We start from the raw sequence: 22,852 nt of genomic DNA on the forward strand, positions 1-22,852 counted from the left end.
GGAATAAGAGTTTTGTTAGTGAACTGAAAAGTAATTGGTAGGAGAGAAGGTGGGAGAATGAAACAATGGCTGGCGGCAATGGAAACATCCGTGCTTGTCATGGGATTGCTTCGGTTGTTTTCAGGTAGTGCGGAGATATTCGCCGCTTTGCTTATGCTTTATGTGAATGATGCAAAAAAAGCATTGTTTATAAATGGTATGTTGGCATTTGTTGGACCGACTGTATTAATTTTAACGATGTCAATCGGTATTGCGAGTGTTGCAAATGAAATTTCTTTTTTGAAGCTCTTTTTTCTAACTCTCGGAATTGGCTGTATTTTTATTGCGGTGTTGAAATAGTAAGTCAAGTATGGTGGGGAGAAGCAGATGAAAGAAGTATTAGAGGTTTTACCAAAAGCGATGAAACAGTTTATTGAAGGCTGTGAACAATATAGCGCGTTAGAAGAAATTAGGGTTCGGATAGGAAGGCCACTTGAATGTATTGCTCGTGGAGAAGTGTTCTTTTATGACTATGTCGTTACAGCAGAGGATGCAATCTACTTATTAAATAAGCTTAGTCAATATTCTATTTATACGATGGAAGAAGAGTTAAAGCGTGGGTATGTTACTTTGCGCGGTGGTCACAGGATTGGCTTAGCTGGAAAAGTAATTACAGAGAAAAGTGCAGTGAAGATGATTCGAGATGTGTCATCATTTAATATTCGAATTGCCCGTCAAAAAATCGGGATAGCTGAGCCACTCTTATCTTATTTGTACGACTCACGTTGGTTAAACACAATGGTAATTGGCCCTCCGCAAACAGGGAAAACAACACTTCTCAGGGATGTGGCACGTTGTATGAGTCAAGGGGTTCGTTCTCATGAAATTCCTTCTTGTAAAGTGGGGATTGTTGATGAACGTTCAGAAATCGCTGGATGTGTAAAAGGGATTCCGCAATATGAATTTGGCCCGCGTGTTGATGTGTTGGATGCATGTCCAAAAGCAGAAGGAATGATGATGATGATTCGTTCCATGAGTCCGGACGTACTAATTGTTGATGAAATTGGGCGTGTGGAAGATAGTGAAGCGATTATGGAGGCGGTACATGCGGGGGTTCAGCTTTTTATAAGTGCTCACGGATTTTCTTTTGATGATGTAATGAAACGACCATCTTTAAAGGCTGTGATGGAGCTTGGTGTGTTTGATCGCTTTATTGAACTATCAAAAGCAAAGGGACCTGGAACCGTTGTTCAAGTCAAGGATAGAGATGGAAAGCCTGTTCAAAGGCGAGGAAAGGTTCAAAGCGTATGGTGAAAATATTTGGTGCGGTGTTAATTGTAGCGGTGAGCACTTTCTTTGGTTTTTCGTATGCCAAAAGATATAGTGAACGCCCGCGTCAACTTAGGCTTTTAAAAGCAGCGCTGCAATCGTTAGAAGCTGAAATCATGTATGGGCATACGCCTTTATCAGAAGCAGCAGAGCGCTTAGTAAAACAAATGCCAAAGCCTTTAAACTGGATATTTCAAAGTTTTTCAAAGCGACTAGAAAGCGGCGAACAAACAGTTAGAGAGGCTTGGCTTGAAAGTTTACAAGAAAATTGGAAACTCACTGCATTTAAACAAACTGAATATGAGATTTTGCAGCAATTTGGTGAAACATTAGGGCAGCATGACCGTGAATCGCAGCAAAAGCATATTCGCTTATGTATTACGCACCTAGAAAGAGAAGAGGGTGAAGCGAAAGCACTTCAACTTCAATATGAAAAGATGATAAAGAGTTTGGGTGTACTAGCAGGACTACTTATCGTAATTTTACTGCTATAGGGGGGGAGAAAGGCGATGTCCATCGATGTTGGATTAATATTTCAAATCGCCGGAATCGGCATTGTTTTAGCTTTCATTCATACAGTACTAAAAGAGTTAAAGCGGGAGGATATTGCAAACTGGGTTATTCTTGTCGGTTTTGTCGTTATTTTATTTCATGTTGCATTTTTGATTAATACTTTGTTTGACAAGATTAAAAGTGTCTTTCTCTTTCAGTAAAGGAGGCGGTTCGAATCGAGATTTTACAAATTGTCGGATTGGGCCTCGTCGCGACATTTTTAGCAGCTGTGCTAAATCAACATAAATCTAGTATCACTTCTTTGTTTATTGTGTTCATCGCGAGTGTCATGTTTCTGCTGCTAATCGATCAAATTCATTCTATTTTAAGAATGATTGAGCGAGTTGCAAGTGAGGCGAAAGTAAGCAATGTCTATGTAGAGACACTGCTGAAAATTATTGGAATTGCTTACATTGCTGAGTTTGGGGCACAAATTACAAAAGATGCTGGTCAAGGTGCAATTGCTTCAAAAATTGAATTAGCAGGGAAAATTTTAATTCTTGTTATGGCTATTCCTATTTTAACGGTTGTAATTGAAACAATTCTTGGTTTTTTACCTACGGGATAAGGGGGAGTGAATGTTGCAAAGGTTTGGAGCTAAGCTGCTGTTTGCTTGCTTCCTTTTCTTTTCTTTACCAATTGTCGTACAAGCTTCTCCTGTAGAAAAAAACGTCGTAGATCAACAATTGGATAAACTCGGAATCGAAGATGTGAAGCAGTTTTGGGACGGGCTTGTCACAAAATATGGAGGTTATTTGCCAGAGAGTCAAAAGGGAAGCTTTATGGAATTTGTAAAGGGCGAAAAGGAATTTTCGATAAAAGAATGGATGATAGGGCTATTAAAATATTTATTTCATGAGCTTGTTGCAAATGGAAAGCTACTTGGAACGCTCATTATGCTCACAATTTTCAGTGCATTATTACAATCATTACAATCTGCCTTTTCGAAGAGTAGCATAAGTAAAATTGCAGATGCCGTTATATATATGGTGTTAATTATTTTTGCTTTAAATAGTTTTTATGTGGTCATGACGTATGCACGGGAAACGATTCAAACGATGGTAGATTTTATATTAGCTTTACTTCCTATTCTCCTAGCACTCATAGCGACCGGAGGCGGGGTTGTATCAGTATCCTTCTTCCATCCGATTATCATTTTTTTAATGAATACAAGTGGGCTGCTTATGAACTATATTGTTCTTCCGCTCTTATTACTTGCGACCATCTTAAGCATTGTAAGTACAATGAGTGATCAATATAAAGTTACGAAATTGTCCAAGCTCCTGCAAAATGTAAGTGTTGGGATTATTGGTATCTTTCTAACAGTTTTTCTAGGCGTATTATCTGTGCAAGGGACAGCAACAGCAGTTGCTGATGGTATAGCTGTTAAAACAGCGAAGTTTGTAACGGGAAATTTTATTCCTGTGGTAGGGCGGATGTTTACAGAAGCGGCGGATACTGTTATTAGCGCCTCTGGGTTATTAAAGAATACGGTCGGGATTATCGGGCTTGTTATCTTATGTTTAATCGTTGCTTTTCCAGCGATTCAAATCTTTTGTATCGCGTTTATTTATAAATTCGCAGCGGCAGTACTACAGCCAGTTGGCGGAGGAGCTATTATTAAATGTTTAGATATTATAGGAAGGAGTATCATTTATGTATTTGCCTGCTTAGCTATCGTATCCTTTATGTTCTTTTTAAGCATTACCATTATTATTGCCGCGGGGAACATTACCCTCATGATGCGATAGGAGGTGACGAGTATGCAATTTGTTACAGAGTGGATTAGAAATATTATCGTCTTTTTGCTCTTAGCGACGATGCTGCATCTTATCCTTCCTAATTCAAATTTACAAAAGTATGTCAAATTTGTTGTGAGCTTATTGTTAGTCGTTTTAATCTTAACGCCGCTATTTAAGTTATTACAAACGGATGTAAATGAAGTGATTGCGAATTTTAATCAAGAAAAATACGTAGCGGACGGATCGATAAAAAATTCAATTGATACAAAGAAAAAAGAAATACAAGCCCTAACACGTGCATATAGTTTAGAAGAGATGGCTGTCAAAATGAAAAAAGAAGTTGGAAAAGAATTTGAGAAAAAGTATGGCGTGACAGTGTCTGAAATAAAAATAATTGCAGCAGAAACTAAGGAAGAAGTAAAAGCGGCAAAAGATATTCAATCTGTTATTGTGACGCTAAAAGAAGCTGAAGTGAAGAAAAACGATGCAATTGAAACAGTAAAGCCAGTTGAAATTAATACGAGAGCGCCTCGGAAAACTTCGGAAGAAACAAATGTAGAAATGAAACAGTTCTTTTCAAGCAGGTGGCAGCTAGAGGATAAACAAATCCAAGTTCAAATGGAAGGGGGGACAGGTAGAGTAAATGGACAATAAAGATAAAAACTCGAAATTCTCATTTTTTCGCAACTTATTGAAAGGGGACGAAAAAGATGATAGGGAGAAAGGAAAAAAAGTAACACCTAAGTTTTTGCTTGTCCTACTCATACTTGGAATGTTGCTTATGTTTTTTAGTAATTTCTTTCAACCGAAAAAAGAAGAAGTGCCTGTGTTTAAAGAAAAGACAAGTCAAGATTCAGAAAAAGATGTGCCGACTTTTGGACAAAAAAAGAGCGAGAACATGTCAGCTATAGAAAAATACGAAAAAGCATATGAACAAGAATTGAAAGCAGCATTAGAAGATATAACAGGGGTTAAAGATGTGTCTATTGAAGTGAATTTGGACTCATCAGAAGAAAAAATACTTGAAAAAAATATTGTGAAACGATCGCAAACAACAGGTGAAACAGATAAAACTGGAGGAAAAAGACAAGTTGAAGATGAATCAACTGATGAAAAAACGGTGATTATACGCGAAGGTGATAAAGAAACTCCGATTGTATTGCGAACAGAGAAACCAAAAGTGAGAGGTGTCCTTGTCGTAGCAAAAGGGGTGGATAATATACAAATAAAAGCAATGGTAAAGGAAGCGGTGACACGTATGCTTGATGTACCATCACACCGCGTAGCAGTACTACCAAAAAAGGGTTAGGGAGGAAATAAAGTGTTGAAAAAACAAACAGTTTGGTTACTAACAATGCTAAGTTTAGTTGTTGTGTTATCTGTCTATTATGTAACAACGCCTGACAAAATGAATACTGCAACACCAACAGCGAGTGAAAAGGTTGGACAAGAAAAGCAAGGTGTTGAAAAAGAAGTGACAAAAGAAACGACAAAAGAAACGACAAAAGAAACATCTAATAAAGAAGCTACTCCAAAAGAAACATCGGGCAAAGAAACAGAGAAAAAAGATGATAGTAAAAAAGAGACAAGCAAAAAAGAAGGCAATGTAACAGTTCAATCAAGTGATGAAAACTTTACAGCACTTCGTTTGAAAATGGAAGATCAACGCAGTGCAGAGAAAGAAAAATTACAAGATGTTATGAAATCAACGAAATCTTCCGCTGAAGAAATAAGTAAAGCGAAAGATGAATTAAATGCAATCGATCAGATGGAAACAAAGGAAGGGTTGCTTGAAACAGTTATTAAATCACAAGGTGGCTATAAAGATGCGCTTGTAAGAGCTGATGGAACTGATATTAAAGTAACAGTAAAAGCTACGAAGCATTCTCAAAAAGAAGCGAATAAAATTATCCAACTTGTTCGTGCTGAGGCAGGATCCAAGGATGTAGGCGTCAAGTTTGATCCAGTAAAATAAATTTTAAATATGTATTACGAGCTATGATAAGCTGGAGGATTACTACTCGCGAACAGCCGGATAGAAAAAAGCTATCGTTTTCGATAGCTTTTTTCTATTTCATCTTTTTGTGCTATTTCAATGTTTTCTCCTCGGAAAGGAGAAATGCGCTGAGAGTAAAAAATTAAAGGTTCGTGGTAATGGTGGTTGCTTTTTCCGTATTTTATATGAGTGAAGACAACGATGAGCCAGATTAATACAGCTGGTAAGAACAAGATGAGCCATATCATGTTTCTGCACCTCACTATTAAGATATTTTACTTTACTTTGAACATACTATTCGTATGTGAAGGAAGGATGAACGGCTTGTAAATAAAAAAATAATATTTTGTAAAATATGTTGTTGTACATAGTTAAAATAGGATGAGAATAATAAATCAAGAGCTCTAAATTTTAAATGAAAAAAGAGAAAAAACATGTTTTTTATGAAGTGGTCTTGCCAATTTTGAGTGAAACTTGGTATTATTACTAGGTAATAAATTATTTAGTGAAATAATATTTTTTACAGGAGTTTCGATTTATCGTAAAGAAATATAAATTGGAATGTTGAAAATATTTATCGTAAGATGAGAGTAGCAAAAGTTTCTATTAGTAAATGTTATAGGAATGATTTCTCTAGGAGAATGAATCGTATCTTTACAGACAACATAGTTTGCTTTTATATGTTCAGTATCTGTAAGAACGGGACAAACAAGTGTATGGGAGTGGATTTTATATGTTTAAAATTCAAGAAGTTCGTGAATTAATTAAGTTAATTGATAGCTCTAACATTGATGAATTTGAATACAAAAAAGATGGCACGACAATTAAAATGAAAAAGCGTGGGAATGAAGTTGTGTCTGTACAGACAACGCCAGTAGTGAAACAAGCATTACAAACGCAAGCGGTAGAAATGGAAACAGCCATAGCAGCGGCGCAGGTAGAAGTACCGAAGCAGGAAGAGAAGAAAGCTGTTCAAGATGAGAATTTACATACAATCACATCACCGATGGTTGGAACATTCTATGCATCTTCTTCACCAGATACGCCTGCATATGTAAGTGTCGGGGATCGCGTTTCAGAAGGTACAGTCGTTTGCATCGTTGAAGCGATGAAGCTCTTTAATGAAATTGAAGCAGAAGTAAATGGAGAGATTGTTGAAATTCTTGTGAACAACGGACAACTTGTTGAGTATGGACAACCGCTATTTCTTGTAAAAGCGTAATAAGGGAGTCTTTGTGATGATAAAAAAAGTATTGATAGCCAATCGTGGGGAAATTGCTGTGCGAATTATTCGTGCTTGCAAAGAGATGAATATTGAAACAGTAGCTATTTATTCAGAAGCGGATAAAGAATCACTTCATGTGCAAATCGCAGATGAAGCGTATTGCGTTGGGCCAACAATGTCGAAAGAAAGCTATTTAAATTTGACGAATATTATAAGCGTTGCAAAATTAACAGGTTGTGATGCAATTCACCCTGGTTATGGATTTTTAGCCGAAAATGCTGATTTTGCAGAACTATGTCGTGAATGTAACTTGATTTTTATCGGACCTAGCCCAGAAGCAATTTCAAAAATGGGTACAAAAGACGTTGCGCGTGATACAATGAAAGAAGCAGGGGTTCCGATTGTACCAGGTTCACAAGGGATTATAAAAAACACAGAAGAAGCAATGGAACTTGCAAATCAAATTGGATATCCCGTTATTATTAAAGCAACTGCAGGTGGCGGCGGAAAAGGTATTCGTGTTGCACGTCATGAAGAGGAGCTTATAAAGGGAATTCAAATTACACAGCAAGAAGCTAGTACCGCTTTTGGAAACCCTGGTGTATACTTAGAAAAGTACGTTGAAGATTTCCGCCATGTTGAGATTCAGATAATGGCAGATGCACATGGCAATGCGATTCATTTAGGAGAGCGTGATTGTACAATTCAGCGCCGTTTGCAAAAACTATTAGAAGAAAGTCCTTCTCCTGCTCTTGATGCAAATATTCGTGAGAAAATGGGTGAAGCGGCAGTAAAAGCAGCGGTAGCGGTTGATTATACAGGTGCTGGTACGGTTGAGTTTATTTATGAATATAAAACGAAAAGCTTTTACTTTATGGAAATGAACACGCGAATTCAAGTAGAACACCCGGTTACAGAGATGGTAACAGGGATGGACTTAATTAAAGAGCAAATTCGTGTTGCTTCAGGAGAAAAGCTATCGCTACAGCAAGAAGAAGTACAATTTAAAGGTTGGGCAATCGAATGTCGAATTAATGCGGAAAACCCTGCCAAAAACTTTATGCCATCTCCAGGGAAAGTGGAAATGTACTTACCACCAGGAGGATTTGGTATTCGCGTCGATTCAGCTGTTTATCCTGGTTATTCAATTCCACCTTTTTATGATTCGATGATTGCGAAATTAATTGTTCACGGAAAAACACGTGAAGAAGCAATTGCAAAAATGAAGCGAGCACTTAGTGAATTTGTCATTGAAGGCGTACATACGACAATCCCGTTCCATTTACAATTGCTAGATCATCCTGATTTTATAAAAGGGGAATTTAATACTAAATTTTTGGAAGAGCATGAACTTGTGACGCAGTGATACATTTAAAGGAGGTTTTTTTCATGGCTGAACATATGTTAGATATGGGTCAAGATACAACCCTTGGAAAAGTAGAAATTGCACCAGAAGTAATTGAGGTAATTGCAGGTATCGCAACTGCTGAAGTAGATGGCGTAGCGGCAATGCGCGGCAACTTTGCTACAGATGTTGTTGAGAAGTTAGGAAAGAAAAATCACGGTAAAGGCGTGAAGGTTGAATTAGTAAACGACGATATTATCGTTGACGTTTATGTTGTCATGTATTTTGGTGTAGCAATACCAGTTGTTGCACAAAAAATTCAAGATAATATTCGCCAAGCACTCTTTACAATGACGGGTCTTGAGCCGAAAGAAGTAAATATTCACATCGTTGGCGTAACATTCGAAACGCAAAAAACAGAAATCGAGCCAGTATAAGAATGAGAAGGTGCCTTGTCAAATAGGCACCTTTTTTCTCGTTTCATCTCTTCATGCACGAAACCTTTAAATTATTATACTATTTTAAAAAATACAAAATATAAAAAGGGAATGATACGTTTTTTCAAAAAACGTACATTGTGATAAGGTATGGAACTTGAAGTTAATCTTTTTATTATTTTTCAGCCTTGTAACTCGTGTATGAAACGATAAATTGTGTTATTATCATTGTATTATAAGGTTGGAAAATCAATGAAAACTGTAAGAGTAAGTAAATTGACGGCTTATAAATTATAATAATATAACAAAACATAAGGAAAGACTTGAAGTATAAAGGAGAGTTACAATGAAACGTAGGACGGCTAGAGAAAGAGCCATGCAAGCATTATACCAAATGGATATTACTGGAGAATTAGAGCCGAAAGTAGCGGTGGAAAATACGCTAGAAGAAGGCGAAGAAACAAATGAGTTTTTAGAATCACTTGTTGTTGGTTGTGTAGAACATAAAGAAGCAATTGATGAAGCAATTCGTCAAAATTTAAAGAAGTGGAAATTAGAACGTATTAGTATTGTAGATCGCAGTATTTTACGTCTAGCTGTGTATGAAATGAAGTACATGGAAGAAATTCCACACAATGTAACAATTAACGAAGCAATTGAAATTGCAAAAACATTTGGGGATGAGGAATCTCGTCGTTTTATAAACGGCGTTTTATCTAATATAAAAGACACACTGTAATTTCTTTAAGGGGGAATCTTAAATGGTAGCAGTAATCATCAAAGGAAATGAAGTTGCGGAGAAAAAACGAGCACAATTGAAAGAAGAAGTTGTGAAGTTGAAAGAGCAAGGGATTGTACCAGGATTAGCCGTTATTTTAGTTGGAGAAGACCCAGCATCTCGTTCTTATGTAAAAGGAAAAGAAAAGGGCTGTGAACAAGTTGGAATTTATTCAGAGTTAATTGAGTTTCCAGATACAATTACAGAAGAACGTTTGTTAGCTGAAATTGATCGCTTAAATGAAGATGACCGTATTAATGGTATATTAGTACAATTGCCTTTACCGAAACATATTGAAGAGAAAGCTATCATTGAAAGAATTTCACCTGAAAAGGATGTAGATGGGTTCCATCCAATCAGCGTTGGCCGTATGATGACAGGTCAAGATACATTTCTTCCATGTACACCACATGGCATTGTAGAATTAGTAAAAGAAACAAATCTTGATATTTCAGGAAAACACGTTGTTGTAATCGGAAGAAGTAATATCGTTGGAAAACCAGTGGGACAGCTGTTTTTAAATGAAAATGCGACTGTAACATATTGCCATTCCAAAACGAAAAATATAAAAGAATTATCAAAGTTAGCTGATATTTTAATTGTAGCTGTTGGAAGACCAAAAATGGTAACAGCTGACTATATAAAAGAAGGTGCAGTTGTAATTGATGTTGGTGTCAACCGTTTAGAGACAGGTAAGCTGTGCGGTGATGTTGACTTTGAAAATGTACTTGATATTGCGGGTTACATTACACCAGTACCAAAAGGTGTCGGCCCAATGACAATTACAATGCTCCTTCATAATACAGTAGAATCTGCAAAACGCGCAGGAGTTGTTTGTAAATAATTTGAATCGGCTATGAGGAGAGAAAGATGGAAAAGCAATATTTAACCGTTACAGCATTAACACGCTATATAAAAACAAAAATAGAGTATGACCCGCATTTGCAGTCTGTTTGGTTAAAAGGAGAAATTTCAAACTTTAAATGTCATAGCCGTGGCCATATGTATTTTACATTAAAGGATGAAAATGCAAGAATAGCAGCGGTTATGTTTGCGGGTCATAATCGCAATATAAAATTCAGACCAGAAGATGGAATGAAAGTACTTGTAAAAGGAAAAATCTCTGTCTATGAAGCAAGTGGTTCATACCAAATTTATGTTCATGATATGCAGCCTGATGGAATTGGTAATCTTCATTTAGCTTATGAGCAATTAAAGGTTCGATTAGAGGAAGAAGGGCTGTTTTCTCAAGTTTATAAACAGCCAATCCCTGCCTATGCGAAAACAATTGGTGTCATTACATCTCCAACAGGAGCTGCGATTCGGGATATTATAACGACGATTAAACGTCGTTATCCAATTGGGAATGTGATTGTATTTCCGGTACTTGTACAAGGGGAGTCTGCGGCTCCCTCAATTGTACAAGCGATTCAAACAGCGAATGAGATGAAGGATATAGATGCTTTAATTGTCGGTCGTGGGGGCGGTTCCATTGAAGAACTATGGGCCTTTAATGAAGAAATGGTTGCACGTGCGATTTTTGCAAGTGAAATTCCAATCATCTCGGCAGTTGGACATGAAACAGACTTTACAATTGCTGATTTTGTAGCAGATTTACGTGCACCAACTCCAACGGCAGCAGCAGAACTTGCAGCACCAAATATAATTGAATTACAAGAGAAAGTGTTACAACGAACCCTTCGCCTGCAAAGGGCAATGCGAGAGATGTTACATAAAAAGCAAGAACAACTGCAAACACTTCAAAAATCGTATGCGTTTCGTTATCCAAAGCAAGTGTATGAGCAAAAAGAAGAACAGTTAGATCGTACTCTTGAACAGCTTATTTTGGTGAAAGAACGCTATGTAGAGAAAAAGGTAAATCAGTTAAAACAGCTCTCATTTTATTTGGAGAAGCATCATCCCTCTCAAAAGATTGTACAAACAAAAACAAGGGTAGAAACGTTGCAAAAGCAATTGCAACGTGAAATGCAAACATTACTGCAAACGAAAGAGTTTGCGTTTATGAGGGCGGCTCAAAAATTAGAGGCACTAAGTCCACTTAAAGTAATGATGAGAGGATATGGGCTCGTATATAGTGAAAAAAAGCAAGTGTTAAAAAGTGTGAAAGATGTCGGCCTTGGTGATGTTGTTTCAGTACAATTACAAGATGGAGTGTTAGATTGTAGCGTATCGGGCATAGAGGAGCGTGAATTGAACAATGGAAAATAAATTAAGCTTTGAAGAAGCAATTTCTCAGCTTGAACATCTTGTTTCTAAGCTCGAACAAGGCGATGTTCCTTTAGAAGAGGCGATTTCATATTTTAAAGAAGGTATGGAGTTGTCTAAGCTATGTGATGAGAAATTGAAAGATGTACAAGAACAAATGGCAGTTATCCTTGGAGAAGATGGAGAACTTAAACCATTTACTGCTGTAGGAGATGAAGCATAGTGGCATATGTAGCTTTTGATGCTTTTGTGAAAGAGAGTAAAACTTTCGTCGAGGAGCAGCTTGTACGCTATGCAAATCAATTACAATGTCCAAATGTACTTCGCGAAGCGATGACATACTCATTGGAAGCAGGCGGAAAGCGTCTCCGTCCGTTACTTTTATTTGCAACGTTGCAAGCGTTTGAAAAGGAAAGAGAACTGGGTATAGGAGCAGCTTGTGCTCTTGAAATGATTCATACCTATTCGTTAATTCATGATGATTTACCATGTATGGATGACGATGATTTAAGACGGGGAAAACCAACAAACCATAAAGTGTTTGGTGAAGCGATGGCCGTTTTAGCGGGAGATGGCTTGTTAACACATGCTTTCCAAGTAGTGACAGCGTATCATCATCAAGACATTTCTACAGAAACAAAGCTAAGACTTGCGCTTGAACTTGCAAAAGCAGCTGGACCAGAAGGAATGGTTGCTGGACAGGTAGCGGATATGGAAGCGGAAGGAAAGCGGCTTGAGCTTAGTGAATTAGAATATATTCATAAGCATAAAACAGGGCGGTTATTAGAATATGCCGTGCTTGCAGGAGCGGTACTTGCAGGAGCAACACCAGAACAAGAGAAGAAACTACTTGCATTTGCAAAATATATTGGTCTGGCTTTCCAGATTCGAGATGATATTTTAGATGTAGAAGGTACGGAAGAAGAAATTGGAAAACCGATTGGTAGTGATGCTTCCAATGAAAAAAGTACATATACGACGTTATTTACTATAGATGAGGCAAAATGTATCTTAGAAGAAACAATTGTTAAAGCGAAAGATGCGATAGCATCTTTACAATTACAAGATGAGTATTTATTATCTATTTGTGATTTGATCGCAAAGCGTAATAACTAATGTAAGAACGTTTTCATTTGTTGAGTCATTTATTATTTTGTGGTATAAATGTAGAAAAAGGTTTTTCTTTTCTTGTTATTGGCAAAAATATATCTAGATTACGTTGCCGTTATCACTTTGTGTTAGCGGCTCTTTTTTCATCGGATAGAGGAGCTATGATTCATGTAGGCTTCTTACTTGAAAGGGATACTTCGTTTTCTAAGAATGTAGAGAAAGATGACGAATTGTCTGTTCAAGCAGGATAGAAAATAGGAATGATATTGAAGAATTTCTTGTGTTGTGCAAATATTTTTTTGTAATATTTGCCATATTGACAGATTATGAAACGAAAGTGAGTGATCCATGTGGATCTAACGCAAATTCAAAACCCTAGTTTTTTGAAAGATATGTCTATCAGCGAACTAGAGGCATTGAGTGAGGATATTCGGAAGTTTTTAATTGAAGAGCTCTCTCAAACAGGTGGACATATTGCTCCTAACTTAGGTGTAGTAGAACTCACAATTGCTCTGCATAAATTATTTGACAGTCCAAAAGATAAATTTTTATGGGATGTAGGACATCAATCCTATGTGCATAAGATTTTAACAGGGCGTGCAAAAGAGTTTGGCACATTAAGACAATATAAAGGTCTATGTGGTTTCCCAAAACGTTGCGAGAGTGAGCATGATGTATGGGAAACAGGTCATAGTTCGACTTCATTATCTGCTGCAATGGGAATGGCTTTAGCACGTGATTTAAAGAAAACGAAAGAGTGTATTATACCAATTATTGGGGATGGTGCTTTGACTGGTGGAATGGCTTTAGAAGCATTAAACCATATCGGGCATGAAAAAACAGATATGATTGTTATCTTAAATGATAATGAAATGTCAATTGCTCCGAATGTTGGAGCTCTTCATAACGTTCTTGGTCGCCTGCGTACGGCTGGAAAATATCAATGGGTGAAGGATGAACTAGAGTATTTACTCAAGAAAATTCCAGCAGTTGGTGGGAAAGTTGCAGCAACCGCAGAAAAAGTAAAAGATAGTTTAAAATATTTACTTGTATCAGGTGTCTTCTTTGAAGAGTTAGGGTTTACATATTTAGGTCCTGTTGATGGGCATAGTTATGAAAACTTATTTGAAACGCTTCAATATGCAAAGAAAACAAAAGGCCCGGTACTTGTTCATGTGATTACGAAAAAAGGAAAAGGCTATAAACCAGCAGAGAGCGATGTGATTGGAACTTGGCATGGAACAGGACCATATAAAATCGAATCTGGTGATTTTGTAAAGCCAAAAGAAGTTGCACCGGCGTGGAGTGCGGTTGTAAGTGAGACAGTTCGTAAGCTTGCAAGAACTGATGAGCGTATCGTTGCGATTACACCAGCAATGCCAGTTGGTTCTAAGCTTGAAAAGTTTCATCAAGAATTTCCAGATCGTATGATTGATGTGGGAATTGCTGAGCAACATGCCACAACGATGGCCGCTGGGATGGCAACGCAGGGAATGAAGCCGTTCTTAGCGATTTATTCAACATTCTTACAACGTGCATATGACCAAGTTGTTCATGATATATGCCGTCAAAATTTAAATGTCTTCATTGGAATTGACCGTGCTGGATTGGTTGGAGCAGATGGTGAAACGCATCAAGGTGTATTTGATATCGCGTTTTTACGCCACTTGCCAAATATGGTGCTCATGATGCCGAAAGATGAAAATGAAGGGCAGCATTTAGTATATACGGCAATGCAATATGAAGATGGTCCAATTGCTCTGCGTTATGCGCGCGGAAATGGACTTGGAGTTAAAATGGATGAAGAACTCAAAGCTATTCCAATTGGTACATGGGAAACCTTAAAAGAAGGTACGCAAGCAGCAATCTTGACATTTGGTACAACGATTCCGATGGCGCTGGAAGCGGCGGAGCGTCTCGAAAAAGCTGGAGTTTCAGTGAAAGTCGTGAATGCTCGTTTTATTAAGCCGATGGATGAATCATATTTACATGAACTCCTAGGTAAGAATATGCCGATTTTAACAATTGAAGAAGCTTGTTTAATCGGTGGATTTGGTACAGGTGTAGTAGAATTTGCTACTGAGCATGGGTATCATAGTGCTTTAATCGAACGAATGGGAATTCCAGATCATTTCATTGAACACGGTAGTGTTACAAAGTTGTTAGAAGAAATTGGTTTGACGACAGATGCTGTTGTGGACCGCATTCATACAATGATTCCATCAAAACAAAAAAGGGCGTAACAAATGAGTGTAAAAAAAGAAAGAGTAGATGTACTATTAGTAGAACGCGGACTTATAGAAACGCGTGAAAAGGCAAAACGCGCTGTTATGGCGGGTCTTGTATATGCAAATGAAATGAGACTCGATAAACCAGGGGAAAAAATTCCACAAGATACACCGATTACGGTAAAAGGACAAGTTATGCCATATGTGAGCCGTGGCGGTTATAAGTTAGAGAAGGCATTAGAGACTTTTCATCTTGATTTACAAGATAAAATTATGTTAGATATTGGTTCATCAACTGGTGGCTTTACAGATTGTGCGCTGCAAAATGGTGCGAAGTTATCTTACGCTTTAGATGTAGGGTACAATCAACTTGCTTGGAAGCTTCGTCAAGATGAGCGCGTTGTTGTTATGGAACGGACGAATTTTCGTTATGTAACACCGACTGATTTAGAGCGTGGCTTGCCGCAGTTTGCTAGCATTGATGTTTCGTTTATATCGTTAAAATTAATTCTTCCAGTCTTAAAAACGATATTGACTCCAAATGGTGATGTTGCGGCTTTAATTAAACCACAATTTGAAGCTGGAAGAGAGCAGGTCGGGAAGAAGGGCATCGTTCGTGATCGTAAAGTTCATGAAGCTGTCGTAGAAATGATTGTTGATTTCGCAATAAAAGAAGGGTATGATGTTGAAAACTTAACATTTTCTCCAATTACAGGTGGGGACGGAAATATTGAGTTTTTAGTTCATTTAAAGTGGCATGGTGAACGTGAGATTGGCGAAAAGCATTCTCTGGTTTCTGTAGAGCAAGTTGTAACAGAAGCTCATGAGGTCTTAAAACAAAAAGGGAAAGAGGAATAACGGTTGTTGTTCCTCTTTTTGTTGGAATTGTATAATGATTGTAAAAACAATTATGTACAAGTAAACGATTATAAGTTAACATAAATAAGTGAAGTATACCAATGTTTAAACTATGGTAAGAGATAGTGTGAGGTGCAAATGTATGAATAAGGGTCAGCGCCATATTAAAATCAGAGAAATTATCGCGAATAAAGAAATTGAAACGCAAGATGAACTAGTTGATATTTTACGTAATGAAGGCTTTAATGTAACGCAAGCAACTGTATCGCGTGACATTAAAGAGTTGCACTTAGTAAAAGTGCCATTGCATGATGGTCGCTATAAATATAGCTTACCAGCAGATCAACGATTTAACCCGTTGCAAAAATTAAAACGTAATCTAGTCGATTCGTTTGTAAAGTTAGACACAGCAGGACATATGCTTGTGTTAAAAACATTACCTGGTAACGCGCACGCGCTTGGAGCACTTATTGATCATTTAGAATGGGATGAGATTATTGGAACCATTTGTGGTGATGATACTTGCTTAATTATTTGCCGTACGCCTGAGGATACAGGTGTTGTATCAGATCGTTTCTTAAATATGTTGTAACAAAAGAATCTTGTTTACTCTTTTGCTAAAAGCAGAAAGTAAACAAGATATTTTTTATTCTAGGAAAAATAGATGAATGTGAAGTGAAATATGGTGTTTTTCTAGAATGAAGTTAGGAAATCGATGGATTGACCCGTAAAACGAATGTTTGGTACAATGGAGCGGGCTAGAAGAGTAATTTATACATACAATATATATGATAAACGCAGAGTGAAAAGCGCTTAGCGAAAGCCCTTTTTAGGGGATTAGTTTATAACGAGGTGAATGGGGCATTGTTATCGGAATTATCGATTAGAAACTTTGCTATTATTGAGTCATTAAATATTTCTTTTCAAAAAGGTTTAACAGTTTTAAGTGGTGAAACAGGTGCCGGAAAATCAATTATTATTGATGCAATCAGCTTACTTGTTGGTGGCCGCGGTTCAGCAGAATTTGTTAGATATGGAACAGAAAAAGCTGAAATTGAAGGTTTATTTTATATAGAGGATGATAAACATCCATGTATTACGAAAGCTGAAGAGCTGGACATTGAAATTGAAGATGGGATGATCATTTTAAAACGTGACATCGCTGCGAATGGAAAAAGTGTATGTCGTGTAAATGGTAAACTTGTTACATTGAGTATATTAAAAGAAATTGGGAAAACACTTGTTGATATTCATGGACAACATGAAACGCAAGATTTGATGAATGAGGAACGCCATTTGTTTATGCTCGATCATTTTGATGGGGATCGTATCGTGAACCAATTAGAAATATATCAGGGCGTATACGGTGAGTATGAGCAGTTAAAAAAACAACTGAAATCCTTAACAGAGAATGAACAGCAGATGGCACATCGCTTAGATTTAATTCAATTCCAGCACGAAGAAATTCGTAAAGCGGATTTGAAAGTCGATGAAGAAAATGAATTGACGGAAGAGAGATTAAAAATCTCTAATTTCGAAAAGATTTATAAAGCGCTTGGTGATGCATACCGTTCGTTAAGCGAAGATGGTAGTGGACTTGATCATGTGCGAAATGCGATGGGACAAATGGAGAGTATTACACACCTAGATGAGGCGTATCAAGAGAACCATGATTCGATTGCAAATAGCTACTACTTATTAGAAGAGGTTGCCTATCAGCTCCGTGAAAGATTAGATATAATGGAATATGACCCGAATCGTTTAGATGAAATTGAAACGCGTTTAAATGAAATTCGTATGCTAAAGAGAAAGTATGGAAATACTGTAGAAGAGATTTTAGCGTATGCTGATAAAATAGAGCAAGAAATTTTTACAATCGAAAATAAAGATGTACATATTGAAACGACGAAAAAGAAATTAAAAGAATTAGAAAGTGTAATTTTGAAGGAAGCAACAATATTGAGCAATATGCGTCATCAACTTGCAGATCGTCTTACGAACGCAATCCACCAAGAATTAAAAGAATTGTATATGGAAAAAACGAAATTTGAAGTGAGGATTAAGAAAAGAGAAGGAAGCCATGATGATCCATTTCTAGAAGGGACACCAGTGAAACTTACGGCAGATGGATACGATCATGTGGAATTTTATATTTCAACAAATCCAGGTGAACCATTAAAACAACTTTCAAAAGTAGCTTCTGGTGGAGAGTTATCTCGTATTATTTTAGCTCTGAAAAGTATCTTTTCTAAGCATCAAGGTGTTGCATCGGTCATTTTTGATGAAGTAGATACGGGAGTGAGTGGCCGAGTGGCACAAGCGATTGCGGAAAAAATTTATCGTGTATCTGTAAACTCACAAGTACTTTGTATTACGCACTTACCTCAAGTAGCATCAATGGCGGATTCACATTTATTTATCCGTAAACAAGTTGCGAATGATCGGACGATTACATCAGTTACTGTATTAAGTACAGAGGATAAGGTAACGGAGATTGCTCGAATGATTTCTGGCGTGGAAATTACCGATTTAACGACGGAACATGCGAAAGAGTTACTTACGCAAGCACATCGTTTTAAACAGACAGCAGAGGCTATCCAATAATGGATAGCTTTTTTGCTCAAATGACGATTTCTTGATTCTTCCGGTTATAAACAAAGCGTTGCAAGGAGAAATTAAAAGATGAAGTCGTTAGGCTGAATGTGGGGTAGGAGCGAGGAGAGTGAATGAATTGAAATTAGAGCAATTCCGAAAAATAATAGGTCTTTGCCTCCTTGTTTCATTAATTTTTATTGGATGTTTTAAACCGCTTCGTACGTTTATTTCATCCCCGAAGCAACTCGTTATTTTTGAGGGTCAACAATCCGAAATAGCATCATTTCCAGTTTTCCAGGCTTCATCGACAAATCATCATGTTTTTACAGTGAGTTCAAATAAAGAACAGAAATCTGGACTTGTAGTAAATTCGCATCAAAATGGTGAAGCGGATATGGTTTTTCAACTTGCTGGATTTCCAGTAAAAAAGGTAAATGTGAAAGTATTAAAAGATTTTAAAGTGATTCCAGGCGGGCAATCAATTGGAGTGAAATTGAATACAAAAGGTGTACTTGTTGTTGGACATCATTTAATTCAAACAGAGAGAGGGAAAGTATCGCCTGGAGAAGTGGCTGGTGTACAAGTTGGGGATATGATTACCGAAATTAATGGAAAAACAATTGAAAGAATGAGCGATGTGGCACCTTTTATTCATGATAGCGGAAAAACAGGTGAACCGCTTAACCTCGTCTTATTACGAGATGGTAAGTATATTCATACGAAACTAACACCAGAAAAAGATAATGGTGAATCGTCTTATCGGATTGGCTTATATATTCGTGATTCAGCTGCTGGTATTGGAACGATGACTTTTGTTCATCCGGATTCGATGAAATATGGAGCGCTTGGTCATGTTATTTCTGATAATGATACGAAAAAACCAATTCAAGTAGAAGATGGACAGATTGTTCGTTCGACAGTTACTTCTATCGAACGCGGTAGTCATGGAAATCCAGGAGAAAAATTAGCAAGATTTTCACCGGATCGTGAAGTGATTGGTAATATTACAACAAATAGTCCTTTTGGTATTTTTGGTAAATTAAATACAGGTATAAAAAATGGCATAATGGATGAAGCAATGCCGATTGCATTATCTCATCAAGTGAAAGAAGGGCCAGCGAAAATATTAACAGTTATCGATCAAGATAAAGTAGAGGCATTTGATATTGAAATCGTAAGCACGGTACCACAAAAGTTCCCAGCTACAAAAGGAATGGTTGTAAAAGTTACAGACAAACGTTTGTTGGCTAAAACAGGTGGTATTGTTCAAGGGATGAGTGGTAGTCCGATTGTTCAAAATGGAAAAATGATTGGTGCTGTTACACATGTATTTGTGAATGACCCAACTTCAGGGTATGGTGTCCATATTGAATGGATGTTACATGAAGCTGGAATTAATATTTATGAGCAAGAGAAAAAAGCAAGCTGATTAACATCAGCTTGCTTTTTTCTTGAGAAATTCGTTGAAATTTTGTAAAAGTTCCGCAAGAGCTGTTTTTTGTTGTAAAATAAAAGAAAAGAGTGAACGTTTCGTTGTAAACCTATGATGGAATGTGTAAAGAAAGAAAATAAATGAACGATAAACATATTTTTTTGTGATTTTATCGGAAATTAAGAAACTTTAAAAGGGAAATTTCACACAATTGTCGAACAATTCATGTAGCCTAGAAGCTTACACATGTCGGGAGAATCGATTCGGTAAGGGAGGAAAAGCTGTGGAGAAAATTAAAGTGTGTCTTGTGGATGATAATAAGGAACTAGTATCAATGCTAGAAAGTTATGTTGCTGCTCAAGATGATATGGAAGTAATCGGAATTGCTTATAATGGTCAAGAGTGTTTGAATTTACTGAAGGAGAAACAACCTGATGTACTTGTTTTAGATATTATTATGCCACATTTAGATGGTTTAGCGGTGCTGGAAAAAATGCGTCATATTGAACGACTAAGACAGCCGAATGTGATTATGTTAACGGCATTTGGACAAGAAGATGTGACGAAAAAAGCAGTTGATTTAGGTGCTTCTTATTTCATTTTAAAGCCATTTGATATGGAAAATTTAACGGGTCATATTCGTCAAGTAAGCGGTAAAACGAATACTACAATTAAACGTCCACTACCATCTTTCCGATCTGCAACAACAGTAGATGGAAAACCGAAGAATCTAGATGCGAGTATTACAAGCATTATTCACGAAATTGGTGTACCAGCTCATATTAAAGGATATATGTATTTGCGAGAGGCAATTTCTATGGTATATAACGATATCGAGCTTCTTGGTTCTATTACGAAAGTCTTATACCCGGATATTGCGAAAAAATATAATACGACAGCAAGCCGTGTGGAACGCGCAATCCGTCATGCGATTGAAGTAGCGTGGAGTCGTGGGAATATTGATTCAATCTCGTCCTTATTTGGCTATACTGTATCGATGTCAAAAGCAAAACCTACGAATTCCGAATTCATCGCAATGGTTGCAGATAAGTTGAGGCTTGAACATAAGGCTTCGTAAGTGTTGTTGTATCAAGATGTTAAGTGTATTTCATAACAAAATTTAATAGCCGATGAATTACGTATGTAAGCAATAAAGTACGTAGATAATTGGCGGTTAATTTAAAAACCTTCTATTTATTGGATTGAAATTTTTATTCTAATAGCTAGGAGGTTTTTTGTTGTATGAACAACTTTCAGATGAATGTTGAAAACTTTTTACTTCATTGTAATGCAAAGTATCTAAGTAGGAAAATAATTCGGTCATATGACCAAACGTTGAAGTTATTTGCTTCATATTTAGAAAGAGAATTAAAGATTATGGATGTTGATAAGGTAAAACCTCTTCATATTCGGACGTATATTAAATATTTAAAATAATTATTTCTGCAATGGTAGGGATGTGCGAGAGTAGAGGCGTTAATGTTTCCGATATTATGATAGATGTCCAAGAAGTATTTCAAGAAGCCGCGATTTAATTCGTGGTTTTTATTTTTACAATAAAAAAGAACGCCTAGTGTGAGGGTTTTGGCGTTCCTTTTCTTTATTTGATAATTTGATTACAAATCCGCGTGAGTATCTTGTGCTACAATACCACCGTGGTCTCCAATACTTGCACCAGTGTTTCCATCAGCTAAGCCCCAAGGTTGTCCATGGTCATAAGCAGGTGCGGGTGTATCGCCTCCATTATCGGCAGGTGCAGGTGTATCACCTATATTTAATGCTAAATCAGGTCTTTGAGGTGCAGGTGTGTCACCTTTGTTCAATGACGAAAATTCTGGGTTGTTGCTAACACCAAAAGTCATAATTCCAGCTAATGCTAATCCTGTTATTGTTAATCCAATCTTTTTCATTACTTTAACGCCCCTCTAGCTAATAATTTTTTTCTCGCTTCATTACTCATGTAGAAATATTTGCTTGATTTTAAATGGTTTTCCTCAGCATAAAATTTATTTGCTAGTCGTTCGGTGTATTCCTCAATACAATCCCATAGTTCTTCTTTCCTAAAGTATGAAAATCTTGCCAATATAGCAGTTTCTAATTCTAGAGTATCGGACGACTTGTTTGATTTTTCTGAAATCTTAAAGTGATATTGATACTCTTTGTTTTCTAACTCGTTACAGATATTTAAGCCTTTTTCGATTAATTGAGATGCGATTTCCGTTTCACCTAATTTTATATTTTCATCAGCTTGTAAATATAAAGCTTTAAAATGGTTTGGCATATTTTCCGTAACTTCTGATAAGTGACGAATTGCTAAAGATGAAAGATTTTGATTCGCATACATTAATCCGATGTTATTTCTAACACGTAGTAGTAATGTTTTTTCATTTTTCTTGTTTAGGCTATCTATAGCAGTGTTAAAGCTTTCTTCGGCTTGTTCAAATTGTCTTAAATCTATACAAGATAGCCCGGAAATGTTATCACATAAAGCTACATTGATTTCGTAGCCCACATGTTTAGAAAATATATCTTTTGCCATTCGTATGTGGTCAATTGCTAAAAGTGGTTTGTAAACTTGATAATAGAACGAAGCCAAACGATAATTAAACTCCGCTTCCTCTAATTCGTTGGATACAACATACATTAATAGCTTTTCTGCTTTTTCAAAATGTTCTCTCGCTTCATTGTAGTCTGCAAGAATTGTGCTGTGAACTGCTTTGAAGAAGTGGTAATAATAAGAAAGAAAGCTGTTATTAGGTATTTTGAAGGAATTAATTTTATCGAAGCTATCTTTTGTGATGTTAAGTCCATCTGTTAATACTTTATATCTAAAATCTAGTAACGAATAATATAATGATAAATGTTCATCTTCCTTGATATTGGAAAGTCTATCTTCTATTTCTTGTTTTAACTTTGTTGCCTGTATATTTTGTTGTGACAACATAGATTGATACCAGTCATTTAGCAACTTTGTAACCTGTTCATTCCCCTTCATTTGAACGTTCATGAAATCCCCTCTA

Annotated in this window: 28 protein-coding genes; 25 read left to right on the top strand and 3 right to left on the bottom strand. The window is 36.8% G+C overall.

The genetic code is table 11. The features are described 5' to 3' along the window. Window positions 1–57: 57 nt before the first annotated feature. The 9 genes from C568_RS0103175 to C568_RS0103215 are packed head-to-tail and all read left to right on the top strand — an operon-like array spanning window position 58 to window position 5,577. On the top strand, window positions 58–339 hold the full coding sequence (locus tag C568_RS0103175; RefSeq protein WP_003200251.1) for a YqhV family protein: 282 nt from the start codon (window positions 58–60) through the stop codon (window positions 337–339). Between the two features lie 27 nt (window positions 340–366). After that, window positions 367–1,293 carry a stage III sporulation protein AA gene (gene spoIIIAA / locus C568_RS0103180; RefSeq protein WP_003200253.1) on the top strand — a complete coding sequence of 309 codons (927 nt, stop codon included), beginning with the start codon at window positions 367–369 and terminating at the stop codon, window positions 1,291–1,293. Further along, window positions 1,287–1,802, top strand: a complete 516-nt coding sequence (gene spoIIIAB, locus C568_RS0103185; RefSeq protein WP_016131997.1) for a stage III sporulation protein SpoIIIAB — start codon at window positions 1,287–1,289, stop codon at window positions 1,800–1,802. Before spoIIIAA ends, spoIIIAB begins: the two co-directional genes overlap by 7 nt. A gap of 15 nt (window positions 1,803–1,817) precedes the next feature. After that, window positions 1,818–2,021 carry a stage III sporulation protein AC gene (gene spoIIIAC, locus C568_RS0103190; protein ID WP_000020914.1) on the top strand — a complete coding sequence of 68 codons (204 nt, stop codon included), beginning with the start codon at window positions 1,818–1,820 and terminating at the stop codon, window positions 2,019–2,021. A gap of 20 nt (window positions 2,022–2,041) precedes the next feature. Then, a complete protein-coding gene (gene spoIIIAD / locus C568_RS0103195) occupies window positions 2,042–2,428 on the top strand; it encodes a stage III sporulation protein AD (RefSeq protein ID WP_077293892.1) in 387 nt (128 codons plus the stop codon). A 10-nt stretch (window positions 2,429–2,438) separates the two neighbouring features. After that, a complete protein-coding gene (spoIIIAE, locus tag C568_RS0103200; RefSeq protein ID WP_018780779.1) occupies window positions 2,439–3,611 on the top strand; it encodes a stage III sporulation protein AE in 1,173 nt (390 codons plus the stop codon). Between the two features lie 12 nt (window positions 3,612–3,623). Beyond that, complete coding sequence (gene spoIIIAF, locus C568_RS0103205) at window positions 3,624–4,256, top strand: stage III sporulation protein AF (RefSeq protein ID WP_018780780.1); 633 nt, start codon at window positions 3,624–3,626, stop codon at window positions 4,254–4,256. After that, window positions 4,246–4,911, top strand: a complete 666-nt coding sequence (gene spoIIIAG, locus C568_RS0103210; RefSeq protein ID WP_018780781.1) for a stage III sporulation protein AG — start codon at window positions 4,246–4,248, stop codon at window positions 4,909–4,911. The genes spoIIIAF and spoIIIAG overlap by 11 nt, the downstream gene beginning before the upstream one ends. A gap of 12 nt (window positions 4,912–4,923) precedes the next feature. Next, a complete protein-coding gene (locus C568_RS0103215; RefSeq protein ID WP_018780782.1) occupies window positions 4,924–5,577 on the top strand; it encodes a SpoIIIAH-like family protein in 654 nt (217 codons plus the stop codon). A 71-nt stretch (window positions 5,578–5,648) separates the two neighbouring features. On the opposite strand, the gene C568_RS34575 is transcribed toward C568_RS0103215, so the two are convergent. Then, window positions 5,649–5,846 (bottom strand): hypothetical protein, encoded by a 198-nt coding sequence (locus tag C568_RS34575; protein WP_016116263.1) that lies wholly within the window; start codon window positions 5,844–5,846, stop codon window positions 5,649–5,651. A 485-nt stretch (window positions 5,847–6,331) separates the two neighbouring features. On the opposite strand from C568_RS34575, the gene accB reads away from it, so the two are divergent. From accB to C568_RS0103300, 16 genes are all read left to right on the top strand, one after another. Next, entirely contained in the window at window positions 6,332–6,820 is a 489-nt protein-coding gene (gene accB, locus C568_RS0103220) for an acetyl-CoA carboxylase biotin carboxyl carrier protein (protein ID WP_018780783.1), read from the top strand. A 16-nt stretch (window positions 6,821–6,836) separates the two neighbouring features. After that, a complete protein-coding gene (gene accC, locus C568_RS0103225; RefSeq protein WP_006095944.1) occupies window positions 6,837–8,189 on the top strand; it encodes an acetyl-CoA carboxylase biotin carboxylase subunit in 1,353 nt (450 codons plus the stop codon). A 23-nt stretch (window positions 8,190–8,212) separates the two neighbouring features. Further along, window positions 8,213–8,605: an Asp23/Gls24 family envelope stress response protein gene (locus C568_RS0103230; RefSeq protein WP_003208459.1), complete on the top strand. Its 393-nt coding sequence runs from the start codon at window positions 8,213–8,215 to the stop codon at window positions 8,603–8,605. A 346-nt stretch (window positions 8,606–8,951) separates the two neighbouring features. Then, window positions 8,952–9,344, top strand: a complete 393-nt coding sequence (nusB, locus tag C568_RS0103235) for a N utilization substance protein NusB (protein WP_018780784.1) — start codon at window positions 8,952–8,954, stop codon at window positions 9,342–9,344. Between the two features lie 22 nt (window positions 9,345–9,366). Then, entirely contained in the window at window positions 9,367–10,227 is an 861-nt protein-coding gene (gene folD / locus C568_RS0103240) for a bifunctional methylenetetrahydrofolate dehydrogenase/methenyltetrahydrofolate cyclohydrolase FolD (RefSeq protein WP_003200229.1), read from the top strand. Window positions 10,228–10,253: 26 nt separating this feature from the next. Then, window positions 10,254–11,612 (top strand): exodeoxyribonuclease VII large subunit, encoded by a 1,359-nt coding sequence (xseA, locus tag C568_RS0103245; protein WP_006095945.1) that lies wholly within the window; start codon window positions 10,254–10,256, stop codon window positions 11,610–11,612. Continuing rightward, window positions 11,602–11,832, top strand: coding sequence for an exodeoxyribonuclease VII small subunit (gene xseB / locus C568_RS0103250; protein ID WP_016116257.1), 231 nt, complete (start codon window positions 11,602–11,604; stop codon window positions 11,830–11,832). Before xseA ends, xseB begins: the two co-directional genes overlap by 11 nt. Further along, window positions 11,832–12,725, top strand: a complete 894-nt coding sequence (locus C568_RS0103255; RefSeq protein WP_006095946.1) for a polyprenyl synthetase family protein — start codon at window positions 11,832–11,834, stop codon at window positions 12,723–12,725. The genes xseB and C568_RS0103255 overlap by 1 nt, the downstream gene beginning before the upstream one ends. Window positions 12,726–12,745: 20 nt before the next feature. Beyond that, window positions 12,746–12,970 carry a hypothetical protein gene (locus C568_RS30420; RefSeq protein ID WP_097969008.1) on the top strand — a complete coding sequence of 75 codons (225 nt, stop codon included), beginning with the start codon at window positions 12,746–12,748 and terminating at the stop codon, window positions 12,968–12,970. 99 nt (window positions 12,971–13,069) lie between these two features. Then, a complete protein-coding gene (dxs, locus tag C568_RS0103270; RefSeq protein ID WP_006095948.1) occupies window positions 13,070–14,962 on the top strand; it encodes a 1-deoxy-D-xylulose-5-phosphate synthase in 1,893 nt (630 codons plus the stop codon). A 3-nt stretch (window positions 14,963–14,965) separates the two neighbouring features. Then, a complete protein-coding gene (locus tag C568_RS0103275) occupies window positions 14,966–15,805 on the top strand; it encodes a TlyA family RNA methyltransferase (protein ID WP_006095949.1) in 840 nt (279 codons plus the stop codon). A gap of 142 nt (window positions 15,806–15,947) precedes the next feature. After that, window positions 15,948–16,397, top strand: a complete 450-nt coding sequence (gene argR, locus C568_RS0103280) for an arginine repressor ArgR (RefSeq protein WP_001032579.1) — start codon at window positions 15,948–15,950, stop codon at window positions 16,395–16,397. A gap of 272 nt (window positions 16,398–16,669) precedes the next feature. Next, window positions 16,670–18,409, top strand: coding sequence for a DNA repair protein RecN (gene recN / locus C568_RS0103285; RefSeq protein WP_018766169.1), 1,740 nt, complete (start codon window positions 16,670–16,672; stop codon window positions 18,407–18,409). Window positions 18,410–18,527: 118 nt separating this feature from the next. Then, window positions 18,528–19,829: a SpoIVB peptidase gene (spoIVB, locus tag C568_RS0103290; RefSeq protein ID WP_003208450.1), complete on the top strand. Its 1,302-nt coding sequence runs from the start codon at window positions 18,528–18,530 to the stop codon at window positions 19,827–19,829. Window positions 19,830–20,115: 286 nt separating this feature from the next. After that, window positions 20,116–20,910 carry a sporulation transcription factor Spo0A gene (spo0A, locus tag C568_RS0103295; RefSeq protein ID WP_003208448.1) on the top strand — a complete coding sequence of 265 codons (795 nt, stop codon included), beginning with the start codon at window positions 20,116–20,118 and terminating at the stop codon, window positions 20,908–20,910. A gap of 164 nt (window positions 20,911–21,074) precedes the next feature. Further along, entirely contained in the window at window positions 21,075–21,269 is a 195-nt protein-coding gene (locus tag C568_RS0103300) for a hypothetical protein (RefSeq protein ID WP_018780786.1), read from the top strand. 179 nt (window positions 21,270–21,448) lie between these two features. Here the strand turns inward: C568_RS0103300 and C568_RS0103305 are convergent, their stop codons facing one another. Next, window positions 21,449–21,742 (bottom strand): hypothetical protein, encoded by a 294-nt coding sequence (locus C568_RS0103305; protein WP_018780787.1) that lies wholly within the window; start codon window positions 21,740–21,742, stop codon window positions 21,449–21,451. Further along, on the bottom strand, window positions 21,742–22,839 hold the full coding sequence (locus C568_RS0103310) for a response regulator aspartate phosphatase (RefSeq protein WP_018780788.1): 1,098 nt from the start codon (window positions 22,837–22,839) through the stop codon (window positions 21,742–21,744). The genes C568_RS0103305 and C568_RS0103310 overlap by 1 nt, the downstream gene beginning before the upstream one ends. Window positions 22,840–22,852 lie beyond the last annotated feature (13 nt).

The organism is Bacillus sp. 95MFCvi2.1, from assembly GCF_000374965.1.
In the GTDB taxonomy this organism is placed as follows: Bacteria; Bacillota; Bacilli; order Bacillales; family Bacillaceae_G; genus Bacillus_A; species Bacillus_A pseudomycoides.